The organism is Arthrobacter sp. UM1 (genome assembly GCF_020483305.1).
Taxonomy (GTDB): domain Bacteria; phylum Actinomycetota; class Actinomycetes; order Actinomycetales; family Micrococcaceae; genus Falsarthrobacter.
The window spans coordinates 104,506-124,998 of the sequence record NZ_JACWAB010000006.1; the positions used below are offsets into that span (position 1 = coordinate 104,506).

Consider the following 20,493-nt stretch of genomic DNA (forward strand, 5'->3'; position numbering starts at 1 on the left):
TCCGTTCGTTGTGATGCAAATTTCCTGCAGATTTTTCTCTTCTATTCATCGCTCGCCGCCTCGAGCTGCTGAAGGATAAGATCGAGAACCGTATCTGCCAGCTTCGCTACAGTCGGATTTTGAAACACATCCCTCGGCGCAATCTCTACACCAAAGGCTTGAGTCAGTCTCGGCAACAGCCTGAGAGTGGACAGCGAGTCCGCGCCAAGAGCGAAAACGTCGTCATCAACTCCCATATCTGAAATCCCAAGAACGTCCTTCCAGGCCGTCAAAACTGCTTCCTCCGTCGGGTTAGAAGGAGATCTAAAGGCCGAGGCCACGCGGTGACGCCTTTCAACAGGAGGAAGAGCAGACCGGTCAACTTTTCGGTTGCTGTTTAGGGGGAACTCCCCAAGCATGACGAACGCTGCTGGAACCAAATACTCCGGCAGTGACTCCGCAAGCTGCTCCCGCAACTCGCCTGGAGTAGGCGCAGGCGCCCCTGGAGCCGCAATACAGTAGGCCGCGAGTTCGCGAACTCCTCCTGTCTCAGACGGGACGACTAGAGCGTCCTCGATTCCAGAAAGTGCCCGAAGGGCACTTTCCACCTCCCCCATCTCCACTCGAAATCCGCGGACTTTAACTTGCTGATCGACCCGCCCCACGAATTCGAGGTCGCCGTCAGGAAGCCAACGGACAAGATCCCCAGTGCGATACATCCGGGACCCTGGTGGACCGTAGGGGTCGGCGACAAACCGCTCTGCGGTCTGCGCCGGCGCACCTGCATAACCGAGAGCTACTCCCGCTCCTGCGATGTACAATTCGCCCGTGCCACCCCGGGGGAGCAGTGCCAGATCAGCCCCCAAGACACGGCAGCGGACGCCCGAAACCGGCCGCCCGATAGGCACGCCTTTTCCGGAGGGCCAGGCTCCGATCCTCTTCGTGGTTGCAAGAATGGTCGCCTCGCTGGGGCCGTACAGGTTCACGAGGTCCCATGTGCGAGGTCGGGAGGCAATCTCACCGGTAAGCGCTTCACCGCCAGAACCGACTGCCTTCAGACTCGGGAATTCTCCAGAGAGCTCTGCAGCCAGTGAGGTGGGTAGAGAGACGAAGTCGATTTGGAACCTGCGCAGCTGCTCATGCAGCGACGAGGAACCTGCGAGAGCATTGTTCCCTGCGAGAACGAGAGTCCCCCCTGCGCCCAACACTCCGAACAGGTCCTGAAGTCCTCCGTCAAAGGCGAGAGAACAAACGAGCAGCACCCGCGTGCCCGAGCCGACCCCGTAGAGTCGCGCCGCAGCGCTCGTCGTCACACGGGCCCCGGAATGAGAGACAACGACGCCCTTCGGCTTGCCCGTGGTGCCAGACGTGAAAACCATGTAGGCCGGAGCGCTCGGGGAGTTTCTCTCAGGAAGAGTCTCCTCGTGAGCTGGAGCCCGACTAAGATCGGAGACGGTTTCGACGCCGTCCAAGACTGGGTCGGAGTGAGCTGCGCCGGCTTCAGCGTCGACAAGAACCCATTGTGCGCCCACTGTTTCAGCCATGGAGCGAACCCGCGCAATGGGGGTTCCCACCTCCAATGGAATAACCACCCCTCCTGCACGCAGAACGGCGAACAAGGCGACAACCGCTTCCGCGCCCCGCGGCATGAGGATCAAAGCTCGGTCACCAGGAGAGAATCGCCGAGCGATCAGCCCGCGTGCACACTGCAGGACCTTTTCCCACAGGGCCTTGTAACTCCAACTCTGCCCGTCAGTGTCAACTAGGGCCACAGCCTCTGGATTCTCTTCTGCGTTTCGGGCAAGCGGCTCCCAGAGAAGCTCAAATCGATCAGTGGACTCGCCCCCGTCGCCGAGAGCCACAAGTTCGGCCTGCTCAGAACCGGTCGTCAAACGAATTGATCCCAACGTCTTTGCCCTGGTTAATCCCAGTAAAGCAATACGCAGAAGCCGCGCCAAGGACCGGACTCCGCATTCCGAAATCCGCCGGTCGTCGAAAGTCAGAAGCAGTGAGAACTCGTCGCCAGGGTACGCAACAATATTGAGGGGGAAGTTGGTTCCGCTGTAACCTTGCATTCCGCTTATGCTCAACCCATACGGAGCGTACTCCGCTGCAATAGAGGGATAATTCTCATAGACAATGACGGAGCTAAACAGTGACTCACCAGGCTTCAATCCGACCAGGCTCCGCAATGCCGACTGGCTTACATTCTCTACCGCACGCAAGGCGCTGGCTTCTTCTTGTAGGTGACGCAGGAATGCACCGGGGCTCCTGCCCCTCTCATAGTCGACACGGACGGGAAGCGTGTTGATGAACATCCCTAGAATGTCCTCCGCCCCAGCCACTTCGGACGGGCGTCCGGCAACGGTCGCGCCGAAGGTCACCGTATCCTCTTGGGTCAGGCGTGAGAGCACTAGACCCCACGCGCCCTGCAGGACCGTATTAACGGTCACACGCTCACGGCGCGCAAATCTCTCTAGGAGCTCCGTTTCCGATGTGGTGAGATTGAATCTAATCGATGAGTCTGCCACGACCTCTCCGTCGTCCGCGCCTGGACGGGAGAAGGGCAGTGGAGTCGACCCTTCAATGCCTTCCAGATAGCGTTTCCAGTCGCCCAACAGGCCGTCCTGCGACTGAGAGCGCACCCAGTCCACATAGGACCGAAACGACGGTCGAGGTCGGGCCGCTCTCTCCCGGTCCCCCGCGAAGCGAAGTAGGACCTCTGCAATAAGCTGAGCACCGCTCCAGCCATCCAAAAGTGCATGAGGAAAGGTCCAGATGACTCGAGCTGTGCTCGCGCCGGTTTGCGCGACCATAACTCTCATCACTGGCAATCTATCCAGGCGAAGGCCCCTGGCAGCGTCTTGGCGAACATATTCAGCCGTTTTCTCGCGAATATCGGACTCGCTGAAGTCCCGCCAGTCGCAAACCGAAACGGTTACACCCTCTGAGTCCTCATGAACGCGCTGAACCCCGCCGTCTGCTCCGTCGAGGTGAAGGGTCGTCCGCATGACCGGCCGCGAACGTGCCGTTTCCTTCCAGGCTTCTGCCAGGCGCTCCGGATCGTCAGTGCCATGGATGTCGAAACTGATCTGCTCAAGGTAAGCAGCCGCGCGCTTCCCCTCGTGTGGTCCCCCTCCGGCCCTCTGAACTCCCCCACGCCCCAGACTGTGGACCAATAAGCCCTTTTGCATCTCAGTCAGCGGAAACGGGCCCGTCTCTTCCTCGTCGCCGAGAGCCGAGAGCAGTTGCCGGATCCGGGTTCCGATAACATCAGCCAGCTCTGCAAGACGAGGACTCTGAGCGGAACGCCCCCCGCAGACGGCGGTGAATTCCAGTCGCCCACCCGAAACGTGGAACAGAAGATCAAGACCATGGAGTCGAGGAGCATCCGGTGAGGTAGCCAAGACAATGCCAGAAACAGACTCTGCCACTGCCGACTCGGTTTCAGTAAAACGGCCGAGATAATTAAACGAGATTGCCGGACGACCTCCGCTCTTTCCGATCTCGGCTCCAGCCTCGAGCAGCCCGAACCCAACAGGATTGGGAATCCTTTCCGCCTGGCGGCGGATCTCCTCGATACTCCCCAGTAGGTCCGTGCTTGAATACGCTCGGCCTGAGGCTGCCGCTGGACGAATGACTCTGAATGGGTGATAGCTCGTGAACCAGCCAACGGTACGGCTCAAGTCACATCCCTGGAACAGGTCTTCGTCTCTGCCGTGTCCTTCAATACCGACGGTAATCTCGTCATCGCCGAGCCAATCCATCACGGCCACAGAAGCCACCCCCAGGAGGACGTCCTTCATGCTGCCCCGGTGAGCTAGTCTCAAAAGCTCTTCGAGACGCGATGTCTCTGCCTGAGAGAATCTTGCCGTCACTGTGACTGCTTCCGATTCCCGGCCGGGCTCTAACCCAGGTGGTGGAGACAAGAGACCCCGCATGTGCTCAGCCCACTTCTCCCGGTCCCCCTCAAAGCGAGCCCGCTGACTATTTAGCGCAGTGGCCCATGCTCGCAGTCCCGTGCCCTCTGGCAAGATCCCGTTGCCTCCAGTTCTCAAATCGGCCCAAGCCTGTTCGAGATCTGACAAAATGATGCGCCACGAGACCCCATCGATGACAAGGTGATGGGCCACAAGAACCAGCTTTCGCTCGCCGCCAGCGCTGAGCACGACAGCGCGAAAAAGTGATGGTTCTCGAGCAGGCAGGGGTTCGCTTTGGATTTCGCTGATGACCTCATGGAGAGACTGGGTACGGGGAAGCGTCCTAACCTCTACATTGGGCTCCACCGCTTGTAGGGTCTCAATCGGTCCTCCCGGCCCAGTCTGCACCTGCAATCCGAGTCCAGGGTGCGCCTTGACGACCCTCCGCACTGCATCGATGATTTCGGCGTCTTCTACCTCCGTCCGAAGTCCCAGCACTACTGACTGATTAAAGGCGGCCCCTCCAGGCACCCCCTCGAAGTAGAGCCTATGGACGGGAAGCAAGGGCAACTCTCCCCACGGCTCGGTCTGGATGATTCCGGACTCCAACGAGGCCGTCTGCCCAGCAGCAAGGCCCTGGACTGTCTGTTCGCGAAACACCGCCTGAGCATTGAAGGTGAAACCCCTCCTGCGCGCAGCAGACACGAGCTGGAGAGCAAGGATCGAATCGCCGCCTGCTGCGAAAAAGCTCTCATTCCGAGAAGCCGGCGGAAGGCCGAGAACCTCTTCCCAGGCCTCAGCCAGCGCCTGTTCGCCGACACTCAAAGGCTCAGCATTTTCGACCGACGTCCTACCCTCACCCCAGGCGGGGAGCGGAAGCGCGCCTTCGTCGAGTTTCCCCCGAGAAGTCATTGGCCACTTATCTATCCAAAGGAACTCCGGTTGCATGTAGCCTGGCAGCATTCGGCTCGCGGCGGCGAGAACGGAGGCGGAGAGCGCCTCTCGAGCCACCATGTCCGGCCCCTCGGAAGAACAGAGTGCATATGCCACGAGCCTGGTGTGGCCACGGGCATCTTGTCGGGCCAGCACTCGAGTCCCGCTCGGCGCACCAGATTCTGCAAGAACTTGCTCCACTTCGCCGAGCTCGATCCGATGTCCGCGAATCTTCACCTGCGAATCGTTCCTGCCGATGAACTGAATCTCGCCAGTCCGGGTCCACCGGACTGTGTCTCCAGTCCGATAGACGCGGCCGAAGCACTCTGAGTTGAAGAACCTCTCCGTGGTCAGGCCCTCTTGACCGAGGTACCCCACGGCAAGACCTACCCCGCGCAGCCAAAGCTCACCTGGAATGCCTGGGGGAAGAAGCCGGCCTTCGTCGTCCACGATGAGAGCATCCATGTTGGGAATCGCCTGACCGATGCTCGGAGATTCCGGCATGCGTGGACTCTCAGGAGCAACGAGGCCCACTGTTGCGAGGACAGTCGCCTCAGTCGGCCCGTACGCGTTGTAGACCCGAAAGCGCCACGATTGTTCCGGTCGCCGCCGGAGCCTCTCGCCTCCGACGATAAGGGCATCCAGAGCTAGTCCGCTGGGTGTCCCCTCGCGATCGGCCCGCTCCAGCAACAAACTGATCTCATCGAACACGGAGTCAACTCGTGAAGTCACGACGATGGCATGCGTTACTTCCTCTTCTGCCAGCCAGCGAACTAGTTCGGGCGGATCACCCAGGACCCGATTTTCAGGCACCGTCAGCGTAGCTCCCGAAGCGAGGGTGCCCCATACTTCCAGCATGACGGGATCGAACCCCAGGCTGACCAGCTGAGCCATTCTTTTCCCAGGTCGGAGACCAAGTTCGCGACGAGCCCAGTGGCAAAGCCCGGCCAGCTGCCTGTGCGCCACGACGACGCCCTTGGGTCGCCCCGTCGTGCCCGAGGTGTAAATGACGTACGCAGGGTGGTCCTGGTCCGCTTGGAAAACCGCCCGTTCACCTTGATCCGCAAGGAGCCTCGACATGTCCACAACGCGTGGGCCCACAGGCACCGTTGTAGACGCGTTCGCTACGACTACCTGGGCGCGGGTGTCGCGGACAACGTAGTCAAACCGCGCGCGCGGTGTTTCCGGGGCCAACGGCGTGGGCGCCGCACCACAAAATCCGAGCGCCAGAAGGGCAACGACGAAATCAACCCCTGGCGGAAGAGCCACGGGAACGATATCGCCCGGAACTACCCCTGCCTCGCGAAGCCGATTTGCTCCGGCATGCGCCAGCTGCTCGAGTCTTCCATATGAAACAGAGCAACCTAGTTCTCTTAATGCAAGCTTCTGCGGATCCGCCTGAACCTGATGCAAAAACTGAAGGTGAACCGGCGATTCGTCAAAGGCTTCATGGCGCCCGTTCCACCCCTGGAGGATCCGCTGCTCCTCATGAGGCGACACGATTGGAAGGTTGCGTATCGCGAGAGTCTTAGAGCCTCCGCGCGCGTTCCCTACAGACATCTCCAGCAACGAGCCAAAGCGTTCCAAGAGGGCGCGAACAGTCTCTCTGTCGAAGATCTCTGCGTCGTACTCCAGCGAGACGTCCATGGAGTTCTGTGTCTTTGTGAACTCAAAGGCCAAGTCAAAGATGGCGGCATGCCTCGGAAGACAGACCGCTTCAACCTCCGCTCCGTCAAGCATGAGAGACGAATCCTGCTCGTCCTGTAAGACCGCGGACACACTAATCTCAGCGTAGCTTTCCCCCGGCCCCAGCTCATTCCAGGCTGCGAGGATGTCACCAACTGCCAGATCTCCTGCAGCGAACGCCTCCATCATTGAATCCCGGCTGTTCGCGACGACGCCACTAAAGTTCTCATCGGGATCCAGGGACCCCGTGATGGGAAGAGTGTTGACGAACGGCCCCACTGTTTCGTCTTCACGCGAATCGGTTCGTCCAGATACGACTACGCCGAGAGTGGGGTTCATCTGACCGGAATGCTGAGCTAAAAGGATCCTCAGAGCTGCCACTAGAACAGAGAAGACGGACGCGTGTTCCTCGGAGGCGAACAGCTGGCACCGCTCAAGAAGCTCGGGCGCGATCTTGGATGTCACCCGGTCTCCCGCTCTGGATCGGGTGAGAGGCCTCGGGCGATCCGTCGGCAATCGAAGAGGCTCTACTTCGCATAGTCTTTCCCCCCACCACTGCCGCTGATTTTCAAGCCGCGCCAAGTGAGAATCTTCGCCCCGACGGCGTGCAGCCTCTGAGTAGGATTCCCCAGGCGGCGCTGCGCTTGCTCGCCCGGCGCACTTGTCCGAATAGAGTTCGTTCAGACGACGATTAAGCAGACCCTGCGACCACCCGTCTGTGACGATGTGATGTACGTCGAGGAAGAGAACGAATTCGTCCTCTGCAAGCGAAATCAACGCACCGCGGAGAACCGGCCCGCTCTCGAGAGCGAACGGCTGTGCACAGTACGCCTCAAGCAACGCGTTCAGCTGTGCTTCGCGTTCTTCCGGGACCTGCCCTGTCAGGTCGACTACATCTAGGATCCTCCTCACCCTGGGATGTTCATGCACCCATAGAACTCCATCTACGTCTTCCGAGAAGGTTGAGCGAAGCAACCCGGTCTCATCAACCAGGGCGTCGACGGAGTCAATTAAACACTCAGTTTGTATGCCCCCTCGAAGCCTAAACGCCTGCGGGCAGTTGTATTGAACGGAGGCTGGAGCAGCGCAGTGTGCCCGCCAGAACTGCTGCTGTGCCGGGGCCGCCCGGTACTGGATCGCCCCTTGCCCCGTCGTCTGCTCGCTGGAAGAGGAGGCAAAATCCGGGGCTTGCCGCTGAGGCCCGCCTTTTCCAGAATTGGAGACAAACGTCCCTCCTCTCTCTTTTGCCTCGCTCACTGCAGCCGCGATTCCCGCCGGCGTGGGATCTGAGAATACAGTCTCGGCGGCGAGACAAACGCCGTATTGACGCTCGACGGCCGCAATTAGACGCATAAGCGAAAGGGAGTCACCACCGCCGCTTGTCAGGAGATTTGTTCTAAGTCCGGTTTGCGCTCGCACGGCCTGAGAAGACAAGCGGAGCACTTCCTGCTCGAGCTCCGATCCACTCTCGATTCTGTTCTGCTCAAGGCCGAACGCTTCAGCTGATTCCGGAAAAGGCAACGCTCGCCTGTCAGTCTTCCCATTCGGCGTTAGAGGAAAATCACGGACAGCGATGAAAAGCTGCGGGACCATTGAATCCGGGAGCGAATTTCCTACTGTCTCCCGCAACTCGATCTGGACGCCGGGGGGTAGGAGCCCTCCAGCGGGAGTGGACTCGCCCGACTCCACAACATATGCAATGAGACGCGGAGGGTCTTCATGACTTAAGACGGCGCAACAGTCCCGTATCCCTGGAGCCTGGAGAACGGCGTTCTGTATCTCACCGAGGCTGGCTCGATGCCCTCGGATTTTTACTTGGTCATCCTCTCTTCCACAAAATTCAAGCTCACCATCTGCACGCAGTCTTACAAAATCTCCCGTCTTGAACCACCGCTCGCCATTTTCATCAAATGTGAAACGTGTTGAATTATGGTGATCAGAATTGAGATACCCAGGAGACAGCCGAGCGCCCCCGACCCACAGTTCCCCAAGAAAACCAGGGGCTACTTCTTGATATTCAGAATCGACGATTCGTGTTCTTGTCGCTCCTACCGGAGTGCCAATAGGAAGCGGAGACCCTAAATCCTCCCCTTCGGGATTACCTTCGTAAACTGTCGAGAAAATTGTGTTTTCAGTTGGCCCGTAACAATTGAAAAGCTCAATGGCTGGAAACTTCTGCCGAACTCGCGCAAAGTGCCTTGTCGAGACGACATCCCCGCCTGTCATCAGTCGGCGGAGTCCCCTGAAAACCTCCACGTCAGCTCTGACGATTTCATGGAAGAGCCCCGCCGTCAGCCACAGAACCGACACTCTGTTGCGCCAGAGAAAATCCCCGAGGCTGGATACAGACATGACGTCCTGAGAAGCACCAACCACCAGAGAAGCGCCATTGGTCAGCGCCAGCCAAACTTCGAGGAGCATCGCGTCGAACGCCGGGGATGCGAGCATCGCTACTCGATCTTCCGAGCCAACAGCCACACGGCTATCATGTGAAAGCAGATCAACAATGCCTTGAGAACCGAGCCGCACCCCTTTGGGCCGGCCTGTCGTGCCTGACGTGTAGAGCACGTAAGCGGTTTCCCGGTCCCGAGCCAGAAGACGCCCCGGCGCCCTAGGGGCCTTTCGGAGGCTGAGTTTCTGACAGGCGGCGCCAGTTCCATCCGCCAGAGGCACCCGCTCTGGCCATTCATCCGGGCCATATTCGAGATCATCGAACCCCCCGTCTTCTATGAGGAGTCCGCAGCCTGAATCCTCAATAGCGGAGCGCGACCTACGAGCAGGGTGCCCCCTGTCTAGCGGCAAGACGATGGATCCCAGCTGAGCCAAGGCAACTAGAGCCGCGACTAACCCGGGGCCTCGATTGCAGTGGAGGGCAACGACCGTCCCCTGCCCCACGCCTTCGCCCTGCAACTGCTCCGCGAACGCGCCAGCCCATCTGAGTAGTTGTCCATACGTCCATTGGCCACTCTCGGCGACCAGTGCCACTCGTTCCGGTTCAATGCGAGCGACATTGAAAAATCGAGTAAAGACAGGGTGCTCCTCGATGGGAGCAAGGTCTGCGACCCCACGACGCATTGACACTCCAAAGATCAGGAAATTGGATTGCAGCACATAGATTTCTACGTCCCGTCATCCTGAGACAGGACACGACTAGGCAGGCCTCTCAAAACTGTCGTTCTACCCAGGAGTTTTCGATGTACGAGAGCACATCGCCCCGACTGGAGGGCCCGAACTCAGCCGACCAGCCCGCAGGCACCTCAAGCCAGGAAGGCCACAGCGAGTACTGGCCTGCGACATTTCTCAACGCAAGAAACTCGGATTGTTCGCTTTCGAACAGGGAGACTGTCATACCCGTCCCTCCTTCGTGGGCAAGCCTCTTGAGACAAGAGCCTAGGAGTGATCTGAGTCAAAGTAAAGAGTATTAATCGATTCGGAACAACTAGTTCATCCGGGCCACAGCTTCTTCGGCCTACGTTAACTTGGGGGAACAACTCTTCCCCTCCCCGTGTTAAGGGAACACGTCGTCGAGTTGCTGGCGCCACAGGGCCGACCATCAGCTCGGAACGCTCAAAGCCCGCGCAGGACGCGCCCCTGGTGCTCCCGCCCCCGCAACAGACCGAAAGGACCGAACATGACCCTCACCGACGGCACCGTGGCCGGAGACCCCAGCGTGAGCCCGTTCGACGGCAGGGCGGCCCGCCGGCCCTTCCTCGACAAGGTCCACCCGGGCGTCTACAAGGCGATGGGCGGCGTGCACACCGCGCTCGCGCAGGCTGCGAAGGACGCGGGCGTGGGCGCGGACCTCATCGAGCTGGTCAACCTGCGCGCCTCGCAGATCAACGGCTGCGCCTACTGCCTCAGCACGCACGCGCCGAAGGCCCTCAAGGCCGGCGTGACGCAGCAGCAGATCGACATCCTCCCGGCCTGGCGGGACGCGGATCTCTACTCCCCCGAGCAGCGAGCGGCCCTCGCGGTCTCCGAGGCCGTCACGCGGATCGTGCCGGACGAGGAGATGGAGGCGCTCGTCCTCGACGCCGTCGAGTTCCTCGGCGAGGAGAAGTACGGCGTCCTCGCCTGGGCTGCCACGGTCATCAACGCCTTCAACCGGATGTCGATCGTCTCCCGCTACCCCGTCCGAAAGGAACAGGCATGAACACCGACCTCACCTTCAGCGTCGCCTCCCGCGAGGACAACCCCGCTTTCGAGGCGCGCACGGCGGACGGCAAGCTCGCGGCCGAGCTCGTCTTCCACCAGCGCGGCAGCACCTACGTCTTCCTCCACACGGGCGTCGAGGACGACTACCAGGGCCACGGCCTCGCCGGAGAGATCGCCCAGTACGGATTCGAGTACGTCCAGGAGCAGGGCGGCAGGGTCAAGCCCAACTGCCCGTTCATCCGGGACACGTTCCTCCCCGAGCACCCGGAGTGGCAGGAGCTCGCGGTCGAGTCCGCCTGAGCGGGCGCGGGCTCCCCGCCCCTACATCCCCGCCAGCGCGGGCCGCTCGGCCTCGGGCGTCTCGCCGGGTGCCGGATCGTCCTTGTCCAGGCGGACGGACGCCCCGGCGCAGTACTCGCGGACCTTCTCCGTGTCCCACACCTGCGCGGGGACGGCGCTTCCGCGGAGGACCTTGGCGAGCTGGGCGTCCGGCTGGATGGGCTCGTCCGCGGCCATGAGCACGAAGTTCCCGGACCGCCGGCCCTTGAACATGGCCGGGTCCGCGATGACGGCGACGTGCTCGAACACCTCGAGCGCCGTCGCCATCTCCTGCTTGGAGTCCTTGAGCTCCGCGCGGTCCCCGATGTTGGAGAGGTAGAGGCCGCCCGGGCGCAGGATGCGCTGGACGCCCTCCATGAACTCCTGGGTGGTGCAGCTCCAGTCCGTCTTGTCCGTGGAGAAGACGTCGCGGATGACCACGTCCCGGGTGTTCGCCTTCATGCCGTCCACAGCCTTGCGGGCGTCCTCGTCCCGGATGCGCAGCTTCGGGGCGCGCGGGAGGTCGAACACCTCGCGGACCTTCTCGGAGAGGGCCGCGTCCACCTCGATGACGAGGCTGCGGGACTCCGGATACACGGCCAGGGACCAGCGCGGCAGGGAGCACGCGCCGCCGCCGAGGTGCAGGAAGTTCAGCTTGGCCTCGCGGTCTGTGAACCGGTGCTCGATTCCGGCCGCGATCCACTGCATGTACTCGAACTCGAGGCGCGCCGGGTCCTCCGCGATGTGGGAGGACTGCACTCCGTTGACCCAGAGCACCCAGCCGCCGTCGCTGTAGGGGTCCGGCTCGATCCGGGCGAGGCCCGTCTCGATCCGGAAGGACTGGGCCATGGGCTGCAGGTCGTCGTCGTTCTTCTTGCGGGGCATGGAAAGGTCTCCGTGAAGGTCGAGGTCGGTGGAGCGGACAGGACAGCGGGGGCGGAACAGGGGGTGCGGAACGGGGCGGACGGGACGCGGCGTCAGGCGCCTTCGGCGGAGCCCTGGCGGAGCATCCGCAGCTCGAACCGGTTGTCCCAGGTCTCGTCGAGCTGTTCGCGCTCGCCGGTCCGGCGGAAGCCGTGCTTCTCGTAGAACGCGATGGCGCGGTCGTTGCCCTCGAGCACCCAGAGGTAGGCGGGCAGGCGGCCGACGGCGGCGGCGAGGAGCAGGTCGGCGGTGCCGCGGCCCCGGTAGTCCTCGTGGAGGTAGAGCACCTGCAGCTCGGTCTCGGCCAGGGGCGCGGACTCGCCCTCCTCGGCCTGGCCCGGGCGCGCGCCGGACATGCCGACCACCCGATCCCCGTCCAGCGCCACGTGGAAGCGCATCCCGAGCTCCATGCCGGCCTCCCAGAACATGACGTCCTTGGGGATGCCGCGCTCGACGAGTGAGAAGACCTCCTCGCCCCGGAACGGGTAGCACTCGCGGTGGATCTCGAGCTTGGCCCGCAGGGTGGCCTCGATGTCCTCTCGGGTGCCCTCGCGGATGATGATCTGTGGCATGCGTGCGTCAGCGCGGGCTCTCGGGCCGGGCGCCGCTCCTCCTCGACGTGCTCGCTCTCGGGATTCTCGCTCTAGACGTTCTCGCTGGCCCCGATGGCGTCCTCGAGACGCTCCAGCTTGCCCTCGAGCTCGCCCGTGTACCCGGGGCGGATGTCCGCCTTGAGCACGAGCGAGACGCGGGACCCGTACCGGCCCACGGCCTCGGCGGCCCGCTTGACCACGTCCATGACCTCGTCCCACTCGCCCTCGACCTCGGTGAACATCGAGCTGGTGCGGTTGGGCAGGCCGGACTCGCGGACCACGCGGACGGCGGCGGCCACGGCCTCGTGGACCGAGGCGTCGTCGTGCTCGCCGCGGCCGGCCAGCGAGGGGTCGGACGGCTTTCCGGAGGGTGCAACGGAGAAGGCTGCGATCATGCCTCCACCCTATCCCCGTGCCCCGTGGCCGTGCACCGGCGCGTGACGGCCGTCGTCGTCGTGCTCCCGCGCGAAGAGCTCGCCGCTCGAGACGCCGTCCTCCACCTCCTCGAGGCTCCGGCCGCGCGTCTCCGGCAGGAAGCGCCACATGACGAGCGCCGCGAGGACGTTGACCGCGGCGAAGGAGAAGAAGGAGCCGGTGAGGCCGATCGCCGCGAGGAGGCTCGGGAAGGTGAGGGTGATGAGGGCGTTGGCGATCCACATGCAGAACACCGACACGCCCATGCCCACGGCCCGCATGTGCAGCGGAAAGATCTCGCTGAGCAGCACCCACGTGGCCACATTGAGGAACGTCTGCATGGATCCGACGAACGCCACGATGAGCACGAGCATGATGTACGGCTTGACCGGCCCCGCCGGCACGAGCACGGACGCGAGGCCGATGAGCACGTGGCAGAGCGCCGTGAGCGTGTACCCCGTGATCATCGTGGTCCGGCGGTTGATCCGCTCCATCATCCAGAGCGCGATGAACGCGCCGACAACGGCGATGAGCGCCGGCGCGATGTTCGCCACAAGGGCCGCGTTCTCCGCGAAGCCCGCGTCCCGCAGCACCACCTGGCCGTAGTACATGATCGAGTTGATGCCGGTGAGCTGCTGGAACACGCCGATCGCGATGCCCACGAGCAGGATCCGCAGCAGCCACTTCTGCCCGAGCACGGCCCCGAGCCCGGTCTTCTCCTCGTGCTCCTCGTGGACGAGCTCGCGGATCTCCCGGACCTCGGCCTCGGCGCGCTCCTCGGTCCGGACGGTCTTGAGGACGGCGAGCGCCTCCTCGAACCGCCCCTGGGCCATGAGCCAGCGCGGCGACTCCGGCATGCGGAGCATCCCGAAGAAGAGCGCGACGGCGGGCAGCGCCGCCACCGAGAGCATGATCCTCCAGACCCCCTCGAGGTGGCCCAGCGTGGTGCCGATGACCGCGTTGACCACGAGCGCGGCGAGCTGGCCGACCACGATCATGAGCTCGTTCCGCCCCGAGAGCGAGCCGCGGATCTCGTACGGCGCGAGCTCCGCGAGGAAGACGGGGACGACGGCGGACGCGCCGCCCACCGCGAGGCCGAGGAGGACGCGGCCCACGATGAGGAGGGCGACGTTCGGCGTCGCCGCGCACAGGACCGCCCCGAGGAAGAAGACGACCGCGAGGCCGATGATCGTGGGCCGCCGGCCGAGCGCGTCCGAGACGCGGCCCGCCGTGACCGCGCCCGCGGCGGCTCCGAAGAGCAGGGAGCTCGTGACGACGCCCTGGGTGACCTCCGTCAGGCCGAGCTCCCGCGACATGGGCAGGAGGGCGCCGTTGATGACGCCGGTGTCATATCCGAAGAGCAGGCCGCCCAGCGTGGCGACGAGGGCGATGAGCCCCAGGCGGCGCGAGGGCGCGCCGGAGACCGGGGCTGAGGGGGACTGGCTCATCAATGTCTCCTTTGACTGCTGACCTGCTGAACAGTATCCCTCAGCCTCGGCCGGGCGGCGGCGTGGGCGCGGTGTGCGTCAGCGCGCGTCTGCGCGGCGCCGGCCCGGCTGTCAGCGCGTCAGCGCGGCTCGAGGCCCGCCTTGCGCACGGCGTCGAGGAGGCCGCCCGCGGCGATGAACTGCTCGGCGCCCTCGATGTCCGGGGCCATGAAGCGGTCCTGGCCGGGGCCGGGGACGCTCGCGCGGAGGCCCTCGATGACGGACGCGGCCACGGGGCCGGGCTTCGCCGTCGGGAGCTCCTTCCCGTCCACGCCCGCCGGGCTGCCGCTCTGCGGGAGACGGTCGGAGCCGTCGCGGGCGGCGCCGGCGTCGATCCCGCGGAAGTCGATGGCGCGGGCTGCGGCGAGGAGCTCGATCGCGAGGACGCGGCGCAGGTTCTGCACGCTCGTGCGGAGCTTGCGGGCCGCGTGCCAGCCGAGGGAGACGTGGTCCTCCTGCATGGCCGAGCTCGGGATGGAGTCCACGGACGCGGGCGCCGCGAGGCGCTTCATCTCCGCCACGAGGCCGGCCTGCGTGTACTGGGCGATCATGAGGCCCGAGTCCGTGCCCGGGTCCTCCGCGAGGAACGGCGGCAGGCCGTGGGAGCGGGCCGGGTCGAGGAGGCGGTCCGTGCGGCGCTCGGACATCGAGGCGAGGTCCGCCACCGGGATCGCGAGGAAGTCGAGGACGTAGGCCACGGGCGCGCCGTGGAAGTTGCCGTTGGAGCGGACCTGGCCGTCCTCGAGCACCACGGGGTTGTCCACGGCGGCGGCGAGCTCGTGGGCGGCCACCTGGGCCACGTAGGCCATCGTGTCGCGGAGGCCGCCGGCCACCTGCGGGGCGCAGCGCAGCGAGTAGGCGTCCTGGACGCGGCCGAACGCCTTCTTGTGCGAGGCGACGAGCTCCGAGCCCTGGAGGATCGCGTACATGTTCGCGGCGGCGTCCGCCTGGCCCGGGTGCGGGCGCAGCGGGAGGTGGAGCTCCGGCGCGAACGGCCCGTCCGTGCCGCGGAGGGCCTCGACGACGAGCGCCGCCGTCACGTCCGCCGCCTTGACGAGCTCCTGGAGGTCCGCGAGGGCGAGCACGAGCTGCCCGAGCATCCCGTCCGTGCCGTTGATGAGGGCGAGGCCCTCCTTCTCCTTGAGCACGAGCGGCTCGATGCCGGCCTCCTTGAGCAGCTCCGGGACCGGGCGCTCGTTGCCCTCGCGGTCCTCGGCGCGGCCCTCGCCCATGAGGACGAGCGCGCAGTGGGACAGCGGGGCGAGGTCGCCCGAGCAGCCGAGCGAGCCGTACTCGTGGACGATCGGCGTGATGCCCGCGTTGAGCAGCGCCGTGTACGCCTCGACCGTCTCCGGGCGGACGCCCGTGTGGCCCGAGGCGAGGGTCTTGAGGCGCAGGAACATGAGGGCGCGGATGACCTCGCGCTCCACGCGGGGGCCCGTGCCCGCGGCGTGCGAGCGGATGAGGGACTTCTGCAGCTGCGCGCGCTTCTCCACGGGGATGGAGGTGTTGGCGAGGGCGCCGAAGCCCGTGGAGATGCCGTACGCCGGGGTGTCCGAGGCGGCCAGGGTGTCGATGTGCTCGCGGACCTGCGCGATCTTCTCGCGGGCCTCCTTGGCGAGCGTGATCTTCGCGTCGTAGCGGGCGACGGCGACGACGTCGCCGGCCGAGACGCCCGACGTCGAGAGGGTGACGGAGGTGGGGTAGGTCATGGCGGGGCCTTTCGTGCTCAGGGTCGGGGCGTGTTCGGGTGTCGGGCGTTTTCGGGGGGGGGCGGATCGGGGGCGGGGCGCGCCCGGGATCAGGGCGGGAGCGGCTCAGGGCCCGCTCATGCGACCCGCCTGCCCTTGCGGACCGTGCCCCACGTCATCGGCATGCCGGGACGGTAGGCGAGGTGGATCGCGGCGGGCGCGTTGAGGATGTGCAGGTCGGCGCGGGCGCCGGGGACCACGCGGCCCACGTCGGTGCGGCGCAGGGCGGTGGCGCCGCCGAGCGTGGCCGCCTCGAGGGCCTCCTCGAGCGAGAGGTGCTGCTGGAGCACGGCGGTGCCCACGCAGAAGCTCATGCTGGAGGTGTAGCTCGTGCCCGGGTTGCAGTTCGAGGCCAGGGCGACGACGGCACCCGCGTCCCACAGCTCCCGTGCGGGGGTGAGGGGCGCGCGGGTGGAGAGGTCGCACGCGGGCAGCGCCGTCGCCACCGTGGGCCAGGGGACGTCTTCCGCGGAGGTGCCGACCGCCGGAAGGCCGCCCGCCTCGCGGAACGCGCGGCCCGAGGCGCCGAGCCCCTCGATGTCCGCGCTGCTCAGGAAGTTGAGGTGGTCCACGCTCGCGGCCTTGAGCTCGAGGGCGAGCTGGGCGCCGCCGGTCTCGCCGAGCTGGTTGCCGTGCAGGCGCGGGGTGAGCCCCTTGGCCATGGCCGCCTCGAGGACGCGGCGGGACTGCTCGGGGGTGAAGGCGCCCTTGTCGCAGAAGGCGTCCACGAAGCGGAGCTTCTCCTTCGGCGCGGCCTCGAGGACGGCGTCCAGCATCGGCCCGCAGACGAGCTCGATGTACGCCTCCGGGTCCTCCTTGTACTCCGCGGGGACGAGGTGGGCGCCGAGGAACGTGACGTCGTCCACGAGCTCCGCGGCGATCCGGGCCGAGCGGGCCTCGTCCTCCACGTTGAGGCCGTACCCGGTCTTGGTCTCGAGGGTGGTGGTGCCTCCGCGGAAGGAGTCCTCGACGCGGCCGGCCACGAGGGCGCGGAGGGTCTCGTCGCTGGCCTCGCGCGTGGCCCCGGTAGTCACGCCGATGCCTCCGGCGGAATATGACTCGCCGGCCATGCGCGCCTGGAACTCCTTGGAGCGATCCCCGGCGAAGACGAGGTGCGAATGCGAGTCCACCCAGCCGGGCAGGACCGCGCGGCCCTCGACGTCGAGGCGCTCGTCCGCGTCCGGGGCCTTCGAGGCGGGGCCGACCCAGGCGATCGTCTCGCCCTCGATGAGCACGGCCGCGTTCTCGACGACGCTCCGCTCTTCGTCCATCGTCCAGAGCTCGGAGATGCCCGTGACGAGGAGGCTGGCGGGGGCGGCCGGGTTCGAAGCGCCGCCGCCTGCACCGGCTCCCGGGTTCGAAGCGGGGGTGGCCGGGGCCGGAGATGCGTCGTCGCCCTTAGGGGCGGATACGGCGTTCGGGGCGGCGGATGCGGCCTGGTCGGTCATGTGCCCTCCTGCTGCTCGATGCTTCGCTGCGCTGCCGGAACCGCGGGGACCGGCCGGTCCTTCTGCGGGGGCGCATGGCGGAGGGGCTCGTGACCCCTCCCGTGGACCAGCTCTGAGTGCGGATCCCTTCCCAGTATGGTGCGGATCTCCGCTCAGGTGAACGCCCGGCCCCCTCGGGTTGTCCGAAATACCGGACCAGAACTGTCGGGACCCGCTCCCCCGCCGAGCCCTGCCCACTCACACCGGGAAACGCTCACCCCGGCCCGTTCACACCCGGAAACGCCCCCTCCCCCGTCCGCTCACACGCGCTCACACCCGAAAGCGCTCAGCCCCCGCCCCGTTCACACCCGGAAACGCTCCCTCCCTCCGTTCACACCCGGAATCGACGAAAACACCCATAAACGAACGCGATTTTGAGCGGAAAAGGGGTGCGGTGACGGAAACGGGTGTAGGGCGCGCGAGCGGGAGACGGCCGCAGCCGGCATGCCGTGCTCAGAGTGAGCTGCGGCTCCGCGATGCCCGACTTCGCAGTGACAGAACCGGCTGAGGCGGAGTCGGGAGATGCGGAGCATCTCAACAACTGCTCTGCCTTCAAGCTCCGCCGTTTCACGCAGCACGCGTCGTCGTCGTTCAACCGCGCACACATCGCGCAGACGCACCGGACCAGAGCCCATCCCTGCCCCCCCCCGGGGAAACGCACACCTCCGCCGGTTCGCACCCGGAATCGCTCACCCCGCTCGTTCACACCCGGAACCGACGAAAACACCCATAATCGCACATGATTTTGAGCGGAAAAGGGGTGTCGTGGCGGGAAGGGGTGTGATCGCGGGGCCGAAGCGAGCAGGAACGGGTGCGACGGCGAAAAGGGGTGTGGGCGCGGGCGAGGGCCCGGGCGAGCATGGGGCAGGCGGGGCGGGTACCTGACCGCGGCGGAAACGGGTGCGGCCCCGACAGCGGGAAGACCGCTGACGGGGCCGCGAGGCGATGTGCCGACACCCGGGGCCGCGAGGCCGTGTTGACGGGGAGAACCTGGGGGCCGACACCCGGAGCCGGCACCGGGGCCGACGCCCAGCACCGGTGCCGCAGCCGGGGCTAGCCCTGGCCGCCGAACTCCTGCATCGGAACGCGGACGCCGCGCTCCTGGGCCACATCCGAGGCGCGCTCGTAGCCGGCGTCGACGTGGCGGATGACGCCCATGGCCGGGTCGTTCGTGAGGAGGCGGGTCAGCTTCTCCTCGGCGAGGTCGGTGCCGTCCGCGACGCCCACCTGGCCCGCGTGGATGGAGCGGCCGATGCCGACGCCGCCGCCGTGGTGGATAGAGACCCACGTGGCGCCCGAGGACGTGTTGACGAGGGCGTTGAGGAGCGGCCAGTCGGCGATGGCGTCCGAGCCATCCTTCATGGCCTCCGTCTCGCGGTACGGCGAGGCCACGGAGCCCGAGTCGAGGTGGTCGCGGCCGATGACGATCGGCGCCTTGACCTTGCCCTCGCGCACGAGGTCGTTGAAGAGCTTGCCCGCCTTGGCCCGCTCGCCGTAGCCGAGCCAGCAGATGCGCGCCGGGAGTCCCTCGAACTCGACGAACTCGCCGGCGGCGTCGATCCAGCGGTGCAGGTGCTCGTTCTCCGGGAAGAGCTCCTTGATGGCCTCGTCCGTGACCTTGATGTCCTCCGGGTCGCCCGAGAGCGCCACCCAGCGGAACGGGCCGAGGCCCTCGCAGAAGAGCGGGCGGATGTACGCGGGGACGAAGCCCGGGAACTCGAACGCGCGCTCGTAGCCGGCGTGGCGGGCCTCGTCGCGGATCGAGTTGCCGTAGTCGAACACCTCGGCGCCCGCGTCCTGGAACTCCACCATCGCCTGGACGTGGCGGGCCATCGCGTTCTGCGACTTCTTGGTGAAGCCGGTCTCGTCCGCCGCGGCCTCCTGCTGCCACTCCTCCACGGTGTACTCGGTCGGCAGGTAGGAGAGCGGGTCGTGCGCCGAGGTCTGGTCGGTCACGACGTCGATCTCGATCTCGCCCTTCTTGTGGCGCTCGAGCAGCTCCGGGAAGACCTCGGCGGCGTTGCCCACCACGCCGATGGACAGCGGCTTCCGTGCCTTCTTGGCCTCGTTGGCCTGCTTCACGGCGTCGTCGAGATCCTGGGCCACGGTGTCCAGGTACCGCTTGCCCACGCGGCGCTCGAGGCGCGAGCGGTCCACGTCCACGATGATGCAGACGCCGTCGTTGAGCGTGACGGCGAGCGGCTGCGCGCCGCCCATGCCGCCGCAGCCGCCGGTGAGCGTGATGGTGCCGGCGAGCGTGCCGTTGAAGCGCTTCTTGGCCACGGCCGCGAACGTCTCGAACGTGCCCTGGAGGATGCCCTGCGTGGCGATGTAGATCCACGATCCGGCCGTCATCTGGCCGTACATCATGAGGCCCTCGGCCTCGAGGCGGCGGAACTCCGGCCAGGTGGCCCAGTCCCCCACGAGGTTCGAGTTGGCGATGAGCACGCGCGGCGCCCACTCGTGCGTCCGGAGGATGCCCACGGGCTTGCCCGACTGCACGAGCAGCGTCTCGTCCTTCTCCAGGTCCTTGAGCGAGGCCGTGATCGCGTCGAACGCCTCCCAGCTGCGGGCAGCGCGGCCCGTGCCGCCGTAGACCACGAGGTCATCGGGACGCTCCGCCACCTCCGGATCGAGGTTGTTCATGAGCATGCGCAGCGGCGCCTCGGTCTGCCAGGACTTGGCGCTGATCTCCGTGCCGCGGTCGGCCTTGACCGGGCGGGGTCCGCTCTTCTTCGGGTTCTGCGTCATGGCGCACTCCTTCACTCGGGTCTCTGCGGCGGGCGGCCAGGGGTGCCGTCTCGGAACGACGACGACGCGTCCCGCATCACACCCCAGTGTCGCGG

The 20,493-nt window shown here is 65.5% G+C and carries 11 protein-coding genes; 2 read left to right on the plus strand and 9 right to left on the minus strand.

Going from position 1 to position 20,493, the window contains the following annotated elements; genetic code table 11:
- Nucleotides 1–41: 41 nt before the first annotated feature.
- Nucleotides 42–9,593 (minus strand): non-ribosomal peptide synthetase, encoded by a 9,552-nt coding sequence (locus tag H9I38_RS08515; RefSeq protein ID WP_226338416.1) that lies wholly within the window; start codon nucleotides 9,591–9,593, stop codon nucleotides 42–44.
- An 88-nt stretch (nucleotides 9,594–9,681) separates the two neighbouring features.
- Nucleotides 9,682–9,867, minus strand: coding sequence for an MbtH family protein (locus H9I38_RS11060; protein ID WP_226338370.1), 186 nt, complete (start codon nucleotides 9,865–9,867; stop codon nucleotides 9,682–9,684).
- Between the two features lie 282 nt (nucleotides 9,868–10,149).
- Here H9I38_RS11060 and H9I38_RS08525 point away from each other — a divergent pair, with 282 nt between their 5' ends.
- On the plus strand, nucleotides 10,150–10,671 hold the full coding sequence (locus tag H9I38_RS08525; RefSeq protein WP_226338371.1) for a carboxymuconolactone decarboxylase family protein: 522 nt from the start codon (nucleotides 10,150–10,152) through the stop codon (nucleotides 10,669–10,671).
- Entirely contained in the window at nucleotides 10,668–10,973 is a 306-nt protein-coding gene (locus tag H9I38_RS08530; RefSeq protein ID WP_226338372.1) for a GNAT family N-acetyltransferase, read from the plus strand. Before H9I38_RS08525 ends, H9I38_RS08530 begins: the two co-directional genes overlap by 4 nt.
- Nucleotides 10,974–10,994: 21 nt before the next feature.
- Here H9I38_RS08530 and H9I38_RS08535 read toward each other — a convergent pair whose 3' ends face one another.
- The 7 genes from H9I38_RS08535 to hutU form a co-directional block, all read right to left on the minus strand.
- Nucleotides 10,995–11,876: a spermidine synthase gene (locus tag H9I38_RS08535; RefSeq protein ID WP_226338374.1), complete on the minus strand. Its 882-nt coding sequence runs from the start codon at nucleotides 11,874–11,876 to the stop codon at nucleotides 10,995–10,997.
- A gap of 92 nt (nucleotides 11,877–11,968) precedes the next feature.
- Nucleotides 11,969–12,487 (minus strand): GNAT family N-acetyltransferase, encoded by a 519-nt coding sequence (locus H9I38_RS08540; protein WP_226338375.1) that lies wholly within the window; start codon nucleotides 12,485–12,487, stop codon nucleotides 11,969–11,971.
- Between the two features lie 71 nt (nucleotides 12,488–12,558).
- Nucleotides 12,559–12,903 (minus strand): MTH1187 family thiamine-binding protein, encoded by a 345-nt coding sequence (locus H9I38_RS08545; RefSeq protein WP_226338377.1) that lies wholly within the window; start codon nucleotides 12,901–12,903, stop codon nucleotides 12,559–12,561.
- A gap of 9 nt (nucleotides 12,904–12,912) precedes the next feature.
- Nucleotides 12,913–14,370, minus strand: a complete 1,458-nt coding sequence (locus tag H9I38_RS08550; protein WP_226338378.1) for a sugar porter family MFS transporter — start codon at nucleotides 14,368–14,370, stop codon at nucleotides 12,913–12,915.
- Nucleotides 14,371–14,489: 119 nt separating this feature from the next.
- Nucleotides 14,490–16,121: a histidine ammonia-lyase gene (gene hutH / locus H9I38_RS08555; protein ID WP_226338380.1), complete on the minus strand. Its 1,632-nt coding sequence runs from the start codon at nucleotides 16,119–16,121 to the stop codon at nucleotides 14,490–14,492.
- Nucleotides 16,122–16,237: 116 nt separating this feature from the next.
- Nucleotides 16,238–17,431: an amidohydrolase family protein gene (locus tag H9I38_RS08560; protein WP_226338417.1), complete on the minus strand. Its 1,194-nt coding sequence runs from the start codon at nucleotides 17,429–17,431 to the stop codon at nucleotides 16,238–16,240.
- A gap of 1,269 nt (nucleotides 17,432–18,700) precedes the next feature.
- Nucleotides 18,701–20,398: a urocanate hydratase gene (gene hutU, locus H9I38_RS08565; RefSeq protein WP_226338381.1), complete on the minus strand. Its 1,698-nt coding sequence runs from the start codon at nucleotides 20,396–20,398 to the stop codon at nucleotides 18,701–18,703.
- Between the last annotated feature and the right edge of the window lie 95 nt (nucleotides 20,399–20,493).

Coding starts and splice junctions, on each gene's coding strand:
- H9I38_RS08515 (WP_226338416.1), bottom strand. CDS start 9,593: ATGCGTCGTGGGGTCGCAGACCTTGCTCCCATCGAGGAGCACCCTGTC.
- H9I38_RS11060 (WP_226338370.1), bottom strand. CDS start 9,867: ATGACAGTCTCCCTGTTCGAAAGCGAACAATCCGAGTTTCTTGCGTTG.
- H9I38_RS08525 (WP_226338371.1), top strand. CDS start 10,150: ATGACCCTCACCGACGGCACCGTGGCCGGAGACCCCAGCGTGAGCCCG.
- H9I38_RS08530 (WP_226338372.1), top strand. CDS start 10,668: ATGAACACCGACCTCACCTTCAGCGTCGCCTCCCGCGAGGACAACCCC.
- H9I38_RS08535 (WP_226338374.1), bottom strand. CDS start 11,876: ATGCCCCGCAAGAAGAACGACGACGACCTGCAGCCCATGGCCCAGTCC.
- H9I38_RS08540 (WP_226338375.1), bottom strand. CDS start 12,487: ATGCCACAGATCATCATCCGCGAGGGCACCCGAGAGGACATCGAGGCC.
- H9I38_RS08545 (WP_226338377.1), bottom strand. CDS start 12,903: ATGATCGCAGCCTTCTCCGTTGCACCCTCCGGAAAGCCGTCCGACCCC.
- H9I38_RS08550 (WP_226338378.1), bottom strand. CDS start 14,370: ATGAGCCAGTCCCCCTCAGCCCCGGTCTCCGGCGCGCCCTCGCGCCGC.
- hutH (WP_226338380.1), bottom strand. CDS start 16,121: ATGACCTACCCCACCTCCGTCACCCTCTCGACGTCGGGCGTCTCGGCC.
- H9I38_RS08560 (WP_226338417.1), bottom strand. CDS start 17,431: ATGGACGAAGAGCGGAGCGTCGTCGAGAACGCGGCCGTGCTCATCGAG.
- hutU (WP_226338381.1), bottom strand. CDS start 20,398: ATGACGCAGAACCCGAAGAAGAGCGGACCCCGCCCGGTCAAGGCCGAC.